The following is a 14,857-nucleotide window of genomic DNA, read 5'->3' as shown; positions in this document are numbered from 1 at the left end:
CTCGTGTCAAATTTGATAGAACTGTCGAGGTTGCAAGTCTGTCCAAAGGTCTAGGCCTAAGGATGTGTCCCTTTACCCTTGGGGAGGTTCGTGAATGCAGACGTTTGATGTCGGTGATAATGCAGTTTATCCTGGATACGGCGTTGTTAAAGTGGTTTCTATTGAAACCAAAGAGATGCTTGGTACTAAGACTACGTTCTACAACATGCAGTTGGTGGACACGGGTCTGAAGATCATGATCCCTACCACGAACGTGAAGTCCGCGGGTCTGCGTCCTATCATCTCCAAATCCGAAGCATCCCGAGTTGTTGGAATCCTTAAAGAAAAAGACATCAAGATCGACAACCAGACATGGAATCGCCGTTATCGCGAGTACATGGAGAAGATCAAAACGGGTTCCGTATTCGAGATTGCTGAAGTTTTACGCGATTTGTTCCTTTTGAAAGCGGACAAAGAGCTTTCCTTCGGTGAGCGCAAGATGCTTGATTCTGCGCGCAGCCTGCTTTTGAAAGAGCTGACTTTGGCGACCAGCCAGGAAGAGCTGTTCAAAGAGGAAGAAGTTAAAGCCATCTTCGGTATCACGGGTTAGGCTTTTTTAACCAGCCGAGAAAGGCTGGACGACTTTCAAAAAACATAATAAATTCGGGGCTTGGTTTAATGACCAGGCCCTTTTTGTTTTTTAAGGCCTTTCCCAGCTTTGGAGTTCCGCATGTCCTCGAAAATCTCTCCGCATGTTCGTGTTCGTTTTGCTCCGTCCCCAACGGGTTACCTGCACGTGGGTGGCGCAAGAACCGCGCTTTATAACTATCTTTTTGCCAAGAAAAATGGCGGTGAGTTCATCCTGCGTATCGAAGACACGGATGAAGCCCGTTCCACTCAAGAATCCCTGCGTGGGGTTGTTGATGACCTGGTTTGGCTGGGTTTGAAATGGGACGAGGGTGTGGATCCGGTGACGTTGAAAGACGTGGGCCCCAACGGTCCTTACCGTCAAAGTGAGCGCCTGCATATCTACAAAGAAATCGCTGATCAGCTTTTGAAAGAAGGCAAAGCGTACTATTGCTTTATGACCGAAGAGGAAATTGAAAAGCAAAAAGCCGCAGCTGGAAATTTCGCGCACTTGCAGTCTCCGTATCAGGATTGGTCTTTGGATCAGGCTTTGGAACGTCTGAAAACCGGCGACAAAGCCGTGGTTCGTTTCAAAACCAAAAACCTGGTGAAAGATTATATCTTCACCGATCTTGTTCGTGGCGAAGTGAAATTCCCATCTGACATGGTGGGGGACTTTGTTCTGCTTCGTTCTGACGGCATGCCGGTTTACAACTTCTGCTGCGTGGTCGATGACCATCTGATGAAGATGACCCATGTCTTCCGTGCGGAAGAGCATCTGCCAAACACTCTAAGACAGCTTATGATCTATGAGGCGATGAACTGGCAGGCGCCGGAGTTCGGCCACATGGCTTTGATTCTGGATGAAGACCGCCAAAAACTTTCCAAGCGTAAAGGTGCCGTGGCTTGCGGTCAGTTGAAAGACGAAGGTTACCTGGCAAGTGCCGTATTGAACTTCATCGCATTGTTGGGTTGGTCTGATCCTCAGGGTCGCGAAATCCTGTCGGTGAAAGACATGCTGGAAGTGTTTGATATTTCCCGTTTGAATCCATCCGGCGCGATCTTTGACCGTGTGAAATTCAAATGGATGAATGCGCAGCACTTGCGTGCGCTTCCAAATGCAGAGTTGTGGCAGGCGGTAGCGCCGTTTTTGGCTCGTGAAAACATGGATCTGCCAGCGGATCCTGCGTGGCAAAGCAAGTCCCTGGATTTGTTCAAGCCGTACATGGAAATTCTGGCCGATGCGATCGAACTGTATCGCCCATTGAATGACAAATCTTATGTGATCCTGCCGGAAGCGGATGAAACCATGAAGTGGGAATCCACCAAAGCGGTTCTGACTTCCTGGAAAAACCTGCTTCAGGCCCATCCTTCTGATTTCATGACAGAAGAAGAGTTCCTGAAAATGCAGGACGAAGTGAAAAACCAGACGGGTTCCAAAGGCAAACACCTGTTCATGCCAATTCGTGTGGCGGTGATCGGGAAGCCTCACGGAGCTGAATTGAAGACTCTGGTTCCTTTGATGAAAAAATCCTCGTTGGTGGCCCGCGCAGAGCAGGCCCTGGCAAAAGTGTAGGTTTAAAAACTATGTTGAAGATTCACAATTCGCAAAGCAAGCAGCTTGAAGATTTCACACCACTGACACCGGGACAGGTGAAAATGTATGTGTGCGGTCCGACTGTTTATAACTTCCTGCACGTGGGTAACTTCCGCGGGCCGGTGGTCTTTAACATGGTTCGCAACTGGCTTGAAAATCTTGGTTATAAAGTAACCTACGCTCTGAATTTCACGGACGTTGATGACAAGATCATCAATCGTGCGAACGAGCTGGGTATGACCCCGACTGAATTGTCTGAAAAATACATCGCAGAATACAAAAAAGATTTCGCAATGCTGGGCCTGCGCCCGCATGACATGAATCCAAAAGTGACTGAACACATGGATGACATTCGCTCCATGGTGGAAAATCTGGTCAGTCAGAAGAAGGCTTATGAAGCTCAAGGCGACGTTCTTTATTCCATCGAATCCTTCAAGGACTATGGCAAGCTGAGTGGTCGTAACACCGACGACTTGCTGGCGGGTGCGCGAGTGGAAGTTGATGAAAAGAAACGCAACCCAATGGACTTTGCCCTTTGGAAAGCGGCAAAGCCGGGTGAAGTGTCCTGGCCGTCTCCTTGGGGGCCAGGTCGTCCGGGCTGGCACATTGAGTGCTCGGCGATGATTAAAAATCTTTTCGGCGATCAAATTGACATTCACGGTGGCGGTATGGACTTGATCTTCCCACACCACGAAAACGAAATCGCGCAAAGTGAAGGCTGCACTGGCAAAGCATTCGTAAAATACTGGATGCACAACAACATGCTGAACTTCGGTGGACAGAAGATGTCCAAGTCTTTGGGGAACATCGTGACCATGCGAGAATTCCTGGAGATGTACAACGCCGAGATCTACAAATGGATGATTCTGTCTGCGCACTATCGCACGTTGAGTGACTTTGGTGATGAAGCCGTCGAGCGCGCCGTGGGCGGGTTGTCGCGCGTGTATTCGGCGCTTTCCATGGCGGAAAGTTATCTGACTCCGGAAGTGACTCAGGAAGATGCTGCTTTTGCGAAAATCACGCAGGACGCCTGGAAGAAAGTGGAAGAAGCCATGAATCATGACTTCGGAACACCGGATGCGTTTGCGGCGATGTTTGAAGTGGTTCGCCAGTTCAATGCCCAGGTTCGCCGAGGCATGAAAGTGAACCCAGCGATTCAGGGGAAAGCGCTGGCCTTCCATAACTTCGTTCGTAAAATGGGTTCAACGATGAGTTTGTTCCAGGAACCGGCTCACGCGTTCCTGATCAAGCTTGATGATATGTTGCTGAAGAAAATGAATCTTGAAAGATCCGCTGTCGACACATTGGTGGCAGAACGTGGTGAGGCCCGTGCGGCGAAGGACTTTGCGAAGTCTGATGAATTGCGCGCGAAAATCACCGCATTGGGTATATCTGTCAGCGACACTCCGGAAGGAAGCTTCTGGGAAGTGACGAAATAGTGTCCTTGGTCATCCGCCATCTATATGAAAATCCGGAACTGCTTTCGGAGGTGGGTGACTGGATCTATCAGGCGTTCTGGACCGATCAGCCCGGTGTGACCATCATGACTTTTGAAATTTGAATTCTGAAAATTAAATCCTGAAACTAAATTCTATTTTTCCAAACTTTGATACGGCCCGCCGCCGCTACGATGGCGGATGATGTCATTCATTTATAATCCCGCGATGATTGAATTTAAATCCGGTTTGGAGATCGGCATTTTGCCGCTGTCGCGGGTGTTTTTGCTGACGACGCCAAACGGGATGTCGCCCCACCAGCGTTCGACCATGGTGCCATCGGCCATGGTCATGCTCATTTTACAGGTGTCATAAGTTCCCGCCGGGGCGCTCAGTTTTTCCAGAGTGCCACCGTTTTTCTCGCAGTCGGCGATCAGGGTTTTGTATTTTGCTGGTGAATAGAGGTCAGAGATCTCCATCGTTTCACTGGTTTTGTCGGTGCCTACGACCGCTTCTATTTTGATTTTCCAGATGTTCTTTTTTTCGTCGTGGCCGATGACTTCTTTAGTGATTTTCACGGCGTTGGTTTCGCCATTGATGGTGCTCATCGTGCCTGTCCAGGATACTTTGTCGCCGACATTGGGATAGGCCAAGGCGGTCGTGGCAAACAGAGCTGTGAAAGCAGTCAGTAAAGATTTGGTAAACATAAAGCCTCCTTCCATGGAATGCCACTAATATGGCATCCAAAGAAGAAGGCTGAAAGTCCAAGACCGGATCGGGTGCTAAAGTACAGGCTTCACTTTACCGCAATCAGCAGAAATAAACTTACCCTGATAGCGGATTTGAGTGTTGTTACCCTTGCTGGTTTTGCCGTTCATCAGCCCTTCGTATTCGTTGCTGGATTTGGCATTCCATTCAAAATCACCCTTGGCATCGTCTTTCGGGCAGTCAAAAGTTCCCGCCAGTTTTTTCGCCGTTTGCGTGGTGATCTTGGTGGTGCAGGCTTTGGTTCCTTCCATCACTTTATTGGGATTCTTCAGCATGTCGGCGGTATAGCAGATGCGATAGCCATTTTTTGTGACGGGAATCTTGTCCGAACCTGCCAGCATCGCTTCCATCTTTTTTCTTTGTTCCGGTGGCAGTTGTTCCAGGGCTTTGTTCATTTCCGCCATGGGATCAAAGGCTTTTCCATCCAGGGTCATTTGCATTTTTACTTCCCACAGGCCGGGCTTGATATCAAAGGCTGCAAATGATGCAGAAGCTGTGCAAAGTGCGGTGAGCAAAATTAGAAACTTCATGGTTCCTCCGGTTATTGGGGTGTCAGTTTCAGTTCGTATTTTTTATTCTTTTCAATGTCTTCGGCCGCCATGTATTGCGGGCGGTATTTTCCATCCAGGAACAATTGCACCTGATCTTTGTAGAATGGTGACAGGATATGTCCGGAAATGCCAATGGGATTGATACCCCAGCTGGTTTGTGGACGGGCAAAATCTATCACGCGACGGGTGGATGGACCGGCCACAACTTTGAAATCACCACCAAGACCGCGCATCTTGTTGTTATTGATTTCATTGTAAGCGCCCGGCATCGGATAAGGCCCCAGATTGAAGATCTTATCCAGCGGGAAGCTGCGACCCAGTGGATGTTTGTATTCCACGGTGTGCAGTTCGCCCCAGGGGATGTCCTGCACTTTTTCAATCGCAGTCACGAAGGCTTGGGTGATCAGCTGATCCTGATTGCGGTTTTTCCACCAGGGCGAGCTGTCGTCCAAAACGGCGCGCTCGTAAAACGCCCAGGCGTAAGGGGTGGTCAGATAGGTGGCCTTCGTTTCTTCAGGAACATCTTTTAGCAGCAGCAATACCAGCTCGTTGTTCCACTGGTGGTAAAGACTGGCTTCCACGGATTGAATGTCTGAACGCAAGTTCCAGTTTTTCAGCGCGTTCAATTCAGTTTCATATTTCAGATTCTGTACTTCATCCAGTTGCAGATGGTCGTTCAGTTTGTCTAAAAGCTCTCGGGTTTTATAGTTGAAGTTGTCTGTTTGCAGGGCACGCACATCATCGGCACTCCACAGGTCTTTTTCACCCAAAGCTCGCAGCAAAGTTTGGTAACGGTCATCAGACTGCCAGTCGCCGCGAATATTTTCAGAAATCCCCTCGGGGCGGGAATTGGCAGTTACGATAATGCCATTTTCAGGATTCACTTTGTGGGGTTTGTCTTTCCACGCCAGAACACGTTCGTATTCTTCAAGTCCGGAAGCTCCATCCAGAATCATGTCCGAGTTGGGATTTTTCTTAATGGCAATGTCACCGAAGATCCACCATGCGATATTTTCGGCATCCGCATACATGACATTCAGACCTGGTGCTGTTCCATATTGCAGGGCTGTTTCAAAGGCTGTCATGTTCGGCGCTTTGCCCATTTCAAAAAGGGCTTTCATCGGATTGTTTTCCGGGCGGTGGTACGCCCATTTCAATGCCAGATTTTTGCGTTCCAGAGTTTCATCCATGATCGGGCCGTGATTGGTTTCAATCATGTTCAGCACCAGATCATCCGCATCTTTGATTTTGATGGTTTCAGTCCATTCCTGATAAGGAACTTCCTTGCCCATAAAGACGGCGGTATTTTTATCTTTGTTCAAGGTCTCAGCGTAAAGATCCATGTCGTCAGAAAGCGACATGGTGAAGCCCCAGGCGTGCTGGCGGCTGTGACCCAGGATGGCAAACGGCACCAAGGGCAGATAGTGGCCGTAAAGTTCAAACTCGGGGGTTTGTATATGCGCTTCCACCCAGGTTGCCGGGTGTGAAAACCCGATGTGAGGATCGTTGGCGAAGATACTTTTGCCGGACTGAGAACGGTCCGGTCCAATCAGCCATGCGTTGCTGCCTTCAAAGGAAGCGGTGAAAAGATTTTCGGTCAGCAGCTCGAACGGTGTGAAGCCGCCCTGCAGGCTGGTGATTTTTAGCGGAGCTTTTAACGGCACATTGCGAAGGCCTTGGAAAGATTCTGGAGAAAGTTTGCCGGCAAGCTCGGTCATTAAAGGATCGGCTTTCAATGCGATTCCAAAGCTGTAGGCCATGTGGCCGGTCATGATATAAGCATCCAAGGGCGAGAACGGGCGGGGTTTTAGTCCTACCAAGGTCATTTCATAGGGGGCCTTTTGAGTGGTGATGTATTGATTCACGCCCTCAAAGTAAGCTTCCATCTCGTCCCACATGTTTTGATCAAAGCGTCCCTCGGCTTTTTCTTTCGCAAGCATGCGCTCGACAGATCGGCGAAGCATCAGGCTGCGATACAGCTTGTCGCTGGGCAGAGCCAGCTCTCCGAAGACCTCAGAAAGTTCCCCTTGGGTCATGCGGCGGGAAAGTTCCATTTGGAAAAGTCTTTCGCTGGCCATGACAAAGCCCAGTGCTTTCAGGGCGTCTTTTTTACTGGCGGCTTTGATGTGAGGAATGCCGTATTGATCGCGAATCACGATCACGGGCCCAGTCAGCCCTTTAAGCGGCAGTGAACCTTCCATAGGCGGCAGGGACTGGCGCATAAACAAGTAACCCCCCAAGCAGAAGACAGTAACCAGGATGAAGAATACGAGAAGGCTTCGTTTGAGTGTTTTCATTCCTCAACTGTCGGCGGGGTCTGGTGGGGAGGCAAGAAAACCTTTAATTGCCACCTCGCATATAACGCAGAGTAGGGCCAAAAAAGGGCGGGTACTTTTTTATGATCGTGCTATTCTTGGAGGGATGGCCTCAGCATATAAAAAGAACTTTCAATTGGTGTCCGAGTTTAAACCTTCCGGTGATCAGCCGAAAGCAATTGAGCAGATTGCTGAAAACTTCACCGCAGGGTTGAAGCATCAAACACTGCTGGGGGTGACCGGGTCGGGTAAGACCTTCACGATGGCTCACACTATTGCTAATTTGAATCAGCCCGCGCTGGTGTTGGCTCCGAATAAAACTCTGGCGGCTCAGCTTTATGCTGAATTCAAAGAACTGTTCCCGCATAATGCCGTGGAATACTTTGTCAGCTATTACGACTACTATCAGCCTGAAGCTTATATTCCCTCCACTGACACGTATATCGAAAAGGACTCGGCGATCAACGAACAAATCGATCGCATGCGCCACTCGGCGACGCGTTCGTTGTTTGATCGTCGTGATGTGATCATCGTTAGCTCTGTATCGTGCATTTATGGTTTGGGTTCGCCAGAGGCCTATGAAGGCATGATGATCCAAATCGTGTCCAACACCTCGATGAAGCGCGATCATTTGCTGCGAGAATTGATCCGTATTCAGTATCAGCGTAACAACGTGGACTTCTCGCGCGGAACGGTGCGCGTGCGCGGGGACAATGTCGAGATTTTCCCGCCGTATGAAGAAGAGCGCGCCGTGCGTGTCGAATTCTTTGGCGACTATATCGAGCGTCTTTCGTGGATTGATCCATTGACCGGGCAGATCCTGGAAGAAATTGACCAAATCGGTATTTATCCGGGAAGTCACCACGTCACCAGTGATGACTCTTTAAAACGTGCCATTAAGACCATTCAGGATGAATTGCGTGATCGCCTGGTGCAGCTGAATCAGGAAATGAAACTGCTTGAAGCCCAGCGTTTGGAACAAAGAACCTATTACGACATCGAGATGATGGAACAAATGGGTTTCTGTCAGGGGATCGAAAACTATTCCCGCCACATGACGGGCCGTGGGCCGGGGGAGCCACCTCCGACGCTGCTTGAATACTTCCCCAAAGACTTTGTCACCTTTATCGACGAGTCCCACGTCACCGTGCCTCAAATCGGAGGGATGTATCGTGGGGACCGTGCGCGAAAAATGAATCTGGTTGAACACGGCTTCCGCCTGCCGTCGGCATTGGACAATCGTCCTTTGAACTTCCAGGAATTTGAAACCATGATGGACAAGGTTGTCTATGTCTCAGCGACGCCTGGAACTTATGAACTGCAAAAATCCGAAGGGGTTATTGTCGAGCAGATCATTCGACCGACGGGCCTGATTGATCCGGTCGTGGAAGTTCGCCCGGTGAAACATCAGGTCGATGACCTGCTGAAAGAAATCCGCATCCGCGTTGCCAAGCAAGAGCGTGTCTTGATCACAACCCTGACTAAGCGTTCGGCTGAAGATCTGACCGAGTACTATGAAAATCTGGGCATCAAAGTAAAGTATCTGCACAGCGAGATCGACACCATGGAACGTATGGAAATCCTGCGCGATTTGCGTTTGGGTGTTTTCGACGTTCTGGTGGGGATCAACTTGTTGCGAGAAGGCCTGGATATCCCTGAAGTCAGCCTTGTGGGTATCACCGATGCCGATAAAGAGGGCTTCCTGCGTTCGGAAAGATCATTGGTGCAGACCATCGGTCGTGCGGCCCGTAACTTGAATGGCCGCGTGATTCTTTACGGGGACATTATCACTGAAAGCATGGCAAAAGCCATGAATGAAACCGACCGTCGTCGTCGTATTCAGAGTGAATACAACGAAGCCAATGGCATTACCCCGCAGTCGGTGAAAAAACGCATCCGTGATGGTCTGGGTGAAATGTTTGACGGAACGGTTTCCACACCGTTGGGTGGTGAAAACAAGTCCGCTGCCATTTTAAACAAATTTGCACAGCAGCCTGAAAAGATCCAGCAAGAGATCAACAAACTTCGTGCCCGCATGAAAGAGCTTTCTGCGAACCTCGAGTTTGAGGAAGCGGCCAAGATCCGCGACGAAATCAAACGTCTGCAGATTGTGGAGCTGAACGTGCGAAGTGGAGAGATCGAGCAGGAAAGTGCGGAGGTCGTCAAGAATGGCCTCAAGTAAGTTCGAGGAAGTGCGCGACAAGGTAAAAGAGTTTCCGACGCAAAGTGGTGTTTATCTGATGAAAAACACCGCCGATAAGATCATCTATATCGGTAAAGCGAAGAATCTTAGAAGCCGTGTGCGCAGCTACTTTAACGACAGCAAGGATCACAGTCCCAAGACGCGTTTGCTGGTCTCGAACATCTGCGAAGTTGAATACATTCTGACTAAAACCGAGGTCGAGGCGTTTTTGCTGGAAGCCTCGCTGATTAAAAAACACCGCCCTAAATACAATATCCGTCTGCGCGATGATAAGGCCTATCCTTACATTCGCTTTAGCTGGGGTGATCAGGCGCCAAGGCTGTATCTGGCGCGCAAGGTGAAAAAAGACGGGTCCCTTTATTTTGGTCCCTACACCTCAGGTCTGGCCGTGCATGGCACGATCAAGTTTCTAAACAGAACCTTTAAAATCCGCGATTGCACCGATGCAGTCTTTAAATCCCGCACACGTCCATGCATGACCTACCAGATCGGCCGTTGTACAGCGCCTTGTGTGAAGTACATCTCAATGGAAGATTATCGCAACGAGGTCGAAGGGGCGAAGCTGTTCCTGAAAGGCCAGAACAAGAAGGTCATTAAAACCATGACCGAAAAAATGAGAGGCGCCGCTGACGAGGAAAGATTCGAAGTCGCCGCGCGCCTGCGGGACTCCATTGAATCCATTAAAGCCATCTTGCAAAAACAGGCGGTCATCAATGACACCTCGGAAAAAGACCAGGATGCTCTGGGGTACTATGGGGATGAACGTGGCTGTTTGATTGAAACCGTCCACATCCGTGCCGGACGTGTTATAGGAACAAGGCCGCATTATCTGCCGCACTTTGATCCGAATGATGCGGTTGAAGATCCACGCGAATGGCTGGTGGACTTCCTGAATCAGTACTATGAAGACAACTTCATACCGGACGAGGTTTTACTGCCACTGGATATCGGCAGCGACCTGACCAAGCTGATGGAAGAAGTTCTAAAAGAACGCTCGGGCAGCAAGGCTACTGTCAGATTTGCCACTGATGAGCGCGGCCGCAATCTGGTTGAAATGGCCCATGAAAACGCCAAGTCGCATTTCTTGAAATACGTTTCGAAGTCCGAAGAAAAGCTGCGTGGTTTGGAAGAAATCAAAGAACGCTTCAATCTGCCGGAACGTCCGCGCCGTATTGAGTGTTATGATATCTCTACCTTCCAGGGGGCTGAAACCGTGGCCTCGCAGGTGGTGTTTGAGGACGGGGTTCCGGCCAAAGAACATTATCGTCGTTATAAGATTAAAACCGTTCAGGGCATCAATGACTTTGCCTCGATGTACGAGGTTCTAAGTCGTCGCTTCAAGCATACGGAATATGATGATCCACATTTGATCGTGATCGACGGTGGCAAGGGGCAGCTGTCCCAGGCCATGAAGATTCTGGAAGAAATCGGCCGCAAGGACATTCCCGTGGTGGGCTTGGCCAAGGCGCGCACTGAAAGTGACTTCCAGAAACAGGAAGTCGAATCCACGGAAGAGCGCTTCTTCTTGCCGGGTCGGTCCAATCCGGTGATCTTTAAGCACAATGCCGAGGCCTTGTACATTCTTTCGGGCATCCGTGATGAAGCCCATCGTTTTGCCATCACCTACCACCGCAAGTTGCGTGAGGGCACGTCGCTTGAAAGTGAGCTGGATTACGTCGTGGGTTTGGGGGAAAAAAGAAAGAAAGTTCTTTTGACTCAGTTCAACTCTGTTGATGAAATCAAAATGGCTGATGCCGAGGAAATCGCAAAACTGAAGGGCTTTAACCGGGTCCTGGCCGAGCGTATTTTACTGCAACTGAACGAAAGCGAAGAAGAAGAAACTGAGGTTGAAGAGTGAAGAGTCATGCGCTCTTAGTGGGACTGGGGATATTTTTAAGCCGTATCGCGGGTCTTGTCCGTGAAAGGGTCTTTGCCCACTACTTCGGAAATTCTGATGCCGGGGACGCCTTCAAGGCCGCTTTAAAAATTCCCAATTTCCTGCAAAATCTTTTCGGTGAAGGCGTGCTGTCCGCAAGCTTTATCCCGGTCTATGCCCAGTTGCTGGCAAAAAAACACGATGAAGACGCTGCCAAAGTGGCGTCGGTCATTGGCAGTTTGTTGTTCCTGATGACTTCAGGTCTGGTGCTGTTGGGTGTGCTGGCGACACCATTTTTGATTGATGTGATTGCGCCGGGGTTTACCGGTGAAAAGCGGGATCTGACCATTCAAATCGTCCAGATCCTGTTCCCGGGCACGGGTTTCTTGGTAATGTCGGCCTGGTGTCTGGGGATTTTAAATTCCCATCGCAAGTTCTTCCTTTCTTATGTGGCGCCGGTGATCTGGAACTTGGCGATTATCGCAGCGCTTGTGATGTGGGGTGGGAAGCAAGGTCAGTTTGATCTGGCCGTCACGGTGGCTTGGGGCCTTGTGGCCGGAAGCTTTCTGCAATTTGCAGTGCAGTTGCCGTCGGCGTTGCGTTTGGGAAGAAAGATTTCTCCGTCTTTGGATTTGAAACTTACTTCTGTTCGCACGGTGGTGAAGAACTTTGTGCCGGTGGTGTTTTCCCGCGGGGTGGTTCAGGTCAGTGCCTATATCGATAACGTACTGGCAAGTTTGCTGCCAACCGGAGCGGTATCCGCGTTGGCTTATGCGCAGACCTTGTATCTGTTGCCAGTAAGCCTTTTTGGTATGAGTGTCTCGGCCGCCGAGCTGCCGGCGATGTCCCAAGCGACAGGTTCTGACGAAGAGATCCGTCACTATCTGCAAGGGCGCCTGAACAAGGGGCTTGAACAGATCGCGTTCTTTATTATTCCGTCGGTGGCGGGTTTCCTGATTTTGGGGGATCTGATTGTCGGCGCTGTTTTCCAGACTGGTGAATTCACTGCACAGAACACCCATTATGTGTGGATGGTGCTGGTGGGATACACCTTGGGCTTATTGGCCTCCACCCTGGGACGTTTGTATTCCTCGACGTTCTTTTCTTTGAAAGACACCAAGACACCGCTGCAATTTGCAATTGTGCGTGTGATCTTTGCGACCTTGCTGGGCGCGATGCTGGGGTTCTATGTGCCCCAGGCGTTGGGTCTTGATTCTCAGTGGGGAACAGCAGGTCTGACCGCGGCTGCGGGGATGGCGGGTTGGATTGAATTCTATCTTTTGCGCAAGGCCTTGAATAAACGCATCGGTCGCACTGGATTGTCTTTAAGATTCCAGGGTAAAGTGTGGCTGATGGCTTTGATTGGGGCGGGTGCCGGCGCGCTCGTTGCCAAGGGTTTGCTCGATGCTTCAATGCACGTCATTGCGCGTGCGGCAGTGGCACTTTCGGTCTATGGCCTGCTCTACTTCATATTGGGTTATTTCTTGAAAGTAGAGCAAGCACACAGTTTGCTGCAGAAAGTTCTGCGCCGAATTCGTTAATCACCAGCGCACACCCCAGCCGTAGAGTTCAACGACTATACTGCCGTTCGGGAAGGCGAATCTGAGTGCGCCGCTGAAATAGCCTTCATACCAAGGACGGAACTCGACACGGGTCAAACAGCTTTGGCCCGGATACAGATAGTTCGGACATTGGCTCCAGGCCCAGAACGCGGCACCGCTGATGTAAACTCCACGAACATACAAAGGTTCATATCCTGTGTTGCGCAAATAGATATCAGCGTATTGGCTCCAGTTCACGCGCACGCTGCCAAAATTGTAGTAATAGTATTGATGCGACTGCGTCTCTATCGTGGATGGAGTGACGGTGACTTCCAGTGGGGCTGCCTGGGCTGTTAAGGGCAGGTATAGGCCTGCGGCAAGGAAAATACTTAGTAGAAGCTTCATAAGCACCTCCTGACACTTCTATTTTTTCCCAAGAAGAGATTGGTCGCAAAGTTTTTCAGGAGTATGCTGTTCTTGTCATGAACGAATCAGTCTGGTCTCCGATGAAAATTTCCATCTATCGATCCTTCTGGATCTGTGCCTTTTTATCGAATCTGGGAACCTGGATTCAGGATGTGGCGGCCAGCTGGGTGATGACACATTTATCGACGTCACCGCTGATTATTTCTTTGCTGTCGTTCACGGGCAGTTTGCCTGTGTTGTTCTTCAGTATCCCTTCCGGCTATTTGTCGGATCTGGGGCATCGTCGAAAATTGCTTTTATTTGCGCAAGGTCTGATGTGTTTTGCCGCGGGTCTTTTGGCGTATCTGGTTTGGACAGAACAAGTCACCGAAGTCAGTTTGCTGGGGTTGTCGCTGATCATGGGTGTGGGATTCGCACTTTCCAATCCCGCGTTTCAGTCCGTGCTGACTGATCTTGTTCCCAATGCCATGCAGGCGCAGGCGGTGCTTGTGTACTACATGGGGATTAACATCACGCGAGTTCTGGGGCCCACACTGGGTGGCGGTATCTTAAGTGGTTTTGGTCCCAGCAGTGCCTTTGTGGTGAACAGTGTTTCTTACCTGGGATTGATTCTGTTTTTCTGGAAGTGGCCAGTGCCGCAAACCGTGGAAACCCAAAAGCAAAAAATCCGCATTCAGGAAAGTGACTGGAAGCCGTTGTTGTCATTGCATAACATGAAACTGTGGGTGGAAATTTTCCTGGTCACTTTCTTTGCGTCTTCGTTGTGGGCGCTTTATCCGACACGCGGGCGTATCGAGCTGCAACTAAGCTCGCTGCAATACGGATCACTTCTGGGATTCCTTGGGCTTGGTGCCTGCGTCAGTGCTTTCTTGTCAGGAAAGATCATGCATCCGGATCGCACTCAAAAATCCTTGGCGGGATCGTATATTATTTATGCCGTGGGGATTTTGTTGTTGGGTCTTGCACCCGGTTACATGCTGATGTGTGCAGCGATGTTCTGTGGCGGGGTGGGTTGGCTGGTGCTTTCCACTTTGATGAACATGAGTTCTCGGCAAATCACCGGAGCTTCGCAATTGAAGGCGACAATGCTGGGGGTGTTCTTGGCGGTGTTCTATGCTGGCATGGCGTTGGGGGCGATTTCCTGGGGAGCCGTGGCGCGTGTAGGTTCCACAAGTGTGGCCCTTGTCATGGCTTCCGTGGGTTTGGGGCTGATTGGATTTTACAAAGGGCTTAAAGATTTCACTCGCGCTTAGTGCACTCGGTGATTTTCTTCTTTGATCAAAGCACAGCATGGGCAGGATGCTTCTTCTGAAAGCACTGCAAATTCATTCAATTGTTTGTAACTGAATTCCAGGGCCGTGCCGCAGGCTTCACAGTTGTTGATGGCTTTGCGGAAGGCTTCGCGTTTCATGAATTCTTCAGTCGGGATGATATTGAATTTGAATACTTCCATGTGATGCCTCCTGTTTGTGCGTGATATCTTTCTTATCGGTAAAGTTTGTCCCAACTTGAGACAAAAAAGCGGGTTTTGGCCCCCT

General features: G+C 50.0%; 13 protein-coding genes. 8 read left to right on the top strand and 5 right to left on the bottom strand.

Annotation, left to right across the window (positions count from 1 at the left end; genetic code table 11):
• The first annotated feature begins 94 nt into the window (after nucleotides 1–94).
• From BDT_RS11395 to BDT_RS19485, 4 genes are all read left to right on the top strand, one after another.
• The gene (locus tag BDT_RS11395; protein WP_011164744.1) at nucleotides 95–589 is read left to right on the top strand and encodes a CarD family transcriptional regulator; all 495 of its coding nucleotides are present in this window, start codon (nucleotides 95–97) and stop codon (nucleotides 587–589) included.
• Between the two features lie 120 nt (nucleotides 590–709).
• On the top strand, nucleotides 710–2,182 hold the full coding sequence (gltX, locus tag BDT_RS11390; protein WP_015091393.1) for a glutamate--tRNA ligase: 1,473 nt from the start codon (nucleotides 710–712) through the stop codon (nucleotides 2,180–2,182).
• Between the two features lie 11 nt (nucleotides 2,183–2,193).
• On the top strand, nucleotides 2,194–3,642 hold the full coding sequence (cysS, locus tag BDT_RS11385) for a cysteine--tRNA ligase (protein ID WP_015091392.1): 1,449 nt from the start codon (nucleotides 2,194–2,196) through the stop codon (nucleotides 3,640–3,642).
• The gene (locus BDT_RS19485) at nucleotides 3,642–3,764 is read left to right on the top strand and encodes a hypothetical protein (protein WP_015091391.1); all 123 of its coding nucleotides are present in this window, start codon (nucleotides 3,642–3,644) and stop codon (nucleotides 3,762–3,764) included. Before cysS ends, BDT_RS19485 begins: the two co-directional genes overlap by 1 nt.
• 90 nt (nucleotides 3,765–3,854) lie before the next feature.
• On the opposite strand, the gene BDT_RS11380 is transcribed toward BDT_RS19485, so the two are convergent.
• From BDT_RS11380 to BDT_RS11370, 3 genes are all read right to left on the bottom strand, one after another.
• On the bottom strand, nucleotides 3,855–4,346 hold the full coding sequence (locus BDT_RS11380; RefSeq protein ID WP_148278808.1) for a DUF333 domain-containing protein: 492 nt from the start codon (nucleotides 4,344–4,346) through the stop codon (nucleotides 3,855–3,857).
• Nucleotides 4,347–4,421: 75 nt separating this feature from the next.
• On the bottom strand, nucleotides 4,422–4,937 hold the full coding sequence (locus BDT_RS11375; protein ID WP_015091389.1) for a DUF3617 domain-containing protein: 516 nt from the start codon (nucleotides 4,935–4,937) through the stop codon (nucleotides 4,422–4,424).
• 11 nt (nucleotides 4,938–4,948) lie between these two features.
• Nucleotides 4,949–7,255 carry a penicillin acylase family protein gene (locus tag BDT_RS11370; RefSeq protein ID WP_235046097.1) on the bottom strand — a complete coding sequence of 769 codons (2,307 nt, stop codon included), beginning with the start codon at nucleotides 7,253–7,255 and terminating at the stop codon, nucleotides 4,949–4,951.
• Nucleotides 7,256–7,379: 124 nt separating this feature from the next.
• Between BDT_RS11370 and uvrB the strand changes: the two genes are divergently transcribed.
• From uvrB to murJ, 3 genes are read left to right on the top strand one after another with little or no spacing between them, the layout of a single operon-like run.
• Entirely contained in the window at nucleotides 7,380–9,455 is a 2,076-nt protein-coding gene (gene uvrB, locus BDT_RS11365) for an excinuclease ABC subunit UvrB (protein ID WP_015091387.1), read from the top strand.
• Nucleotides 9,442–11,334, top strand: a complete 1,893-nt coding sequence (uvrC, locus tag BDT_RS11360) for an excinuclease ABC subunit UvrC (protein ID WP_015091386.1) — start codon at nucleotides 9,442–9,444, stop codon at nucleotides 11,332–11,334. Before uvrB ends, uvrC begins: the two co-directional genes overlap by 14 nt.
• A gap of 17 nt (nucleotides 11,335–11,351) precedes the next feature.
• Entirely contained in the window at nucleotides 11,352–12,893 is a 1,542-nt protein-coding gene (gene murJ / locus BDT_RS11355; protein ID WP_015091385.1) for a murein biosynthesis integral membrane protein MurJ, read from the top strand.
• Here murJ and BDT_RS11350 read toward each other — a convergent pair whose 3' ends face one another.
• The gene (locus tag BDT_RS11350) at nucleotides 12,894–13,298 is read right to left on the bottom strand and encodes a hypothetical protein (RefSeq protein ID WP_041577728.1); all 405 of its coding nucleotides are present in this window, start codon (nucleotides 13,296–13,298) and stop codon (nucleotides 12,894–12,896) included. It abuts the gene before it with no gap.
• Between the two features lie 77 nt (nucleotides 13,299–13,375).
• Here BDT_RS11350 and BDT_RS11345 point away from each other — a divergent pair, with 77 nt between their 5' ends.
• Nucleotides 13,376–14,572: an MFS transporter gene (locus tag BDT_RS11345; RefSeq protein ID WP_015091383.1), complete on the top strand. Its 1,197-nt coding sequence runs from the start codon at nucleotides 13,376–13,378 to the stop codon at nucleotides 14,570–14,572.
• Here BDT_RS11345 and BDT_RS11340 read toward each other — a convergent pair.
• The gene (locus tag BDT_RS11340) at nucleotides 14,569–14,772 is read right to left on the bottom strand and encodes a hypothetical protein (RefSeq protein WP_011164733.1); all 204 of its coding nucleotides are present in this window, start codon (nucleotides 14,770–14,772) and stop codon (nucleotides 14,569–14,571) included. The genes BDT_RS11345 and BDT_RS11340 overlap by 4 nt on opposite strands.
• Between the last annotated feature and the right edge of the window lie 85 nt (nucleotides 14,773–14,857).

Origin of the sequence: Bdellovibrio bacteriovorus str. Tiberius (assembly GCF_000317895.1) — a bacterium.
Lineage (GTDB): Bacteria > Bdellovibrionota > Bdellovibrionia > Bdellovibrionales > Bdellovibrionaceae > Bdellovibrio > Bdellovibrio bacteriovorus_F.
This window is presented reverse-complemented; position numbering and strand designations above follow the sequence as displayed.

Bases quoted from the DNA above. Each gene is read 5' to 3' on its own strand.
- BDT_RS11350 (WP_041577728.1), bottom strand. From the start codon at position 13,298: ATGAAGCTTCTACTAAGTATTTTCCTTGCCGCAGGCCTATACCTGCCC.
- BDT_RS11395 (WP_011164744.1), top strand. From the start codon at position 95: ATGCAGACGTTTGATGTCGGTGATAATGCAGTTTATCCTGGATACGGC.
- uvrB (WP_015091387.1), top strand. From the start codon at position 7,380: ATGGCCTCAGCATATAAAAAGAACTTTCAATTGGTGTCCGAGTTTAAA.
- BDT_RS11345 (WP_015091383.1), top strand. From the start codon at position 13,376: ATGAACGAATCAGTCTGGTCTCCGATGAAAATTTCCATCTATCGATCC.
- BDT_RS11375 (WP_015091389.1), bottom strand. From the start codon at position 4,937: ATGAAGTTTCTAATTTTGCTCACCGCACTTTGCACAGCTTCTGCATCA.
- gltX (WP_015091393.1), top strand. From the start codon at position 710: ATGTCCTCGAAAATCTCTCCGCATGTTCGTGTTCGTTTTGCTCCGTCC.
- cysS (WP_015091392.1), top strand. From the start codon at position 2,194: ATGTTGAAGATTCACAATTCGCAAAGCAAGCAGCTTGAAGATTTCACA.
- BDT_RS11380 (WP_148278808.1), bottom strand. From the start codon at position 4,346: ATGTTTACCAAATCTTTACTGACTGCTTTCACAGCTCTGTTTGCCACG.
- BDT_RS11340 (WP_011164733.1), bottom strand. From the start codon at position 14,772: ATGGAAGTATTCAAATTCAATATCATCCCGACTGAAGAATTCATGAAA.
- uvrC (WP_015091386.1), top strand. From the start codon at position 9,442: ATGGCCTCAAGTAAGTTCGAGGAAGTGCGCGACAAGGTAAAAGAGTTT.
- BDT_RS11370 (WP_235046097.1), bottom strand. From the start codon at position 7,255: ATGAAAACACTCAAACGAAGCCTTCTCGTATTCTTCATCCTGGTTACT.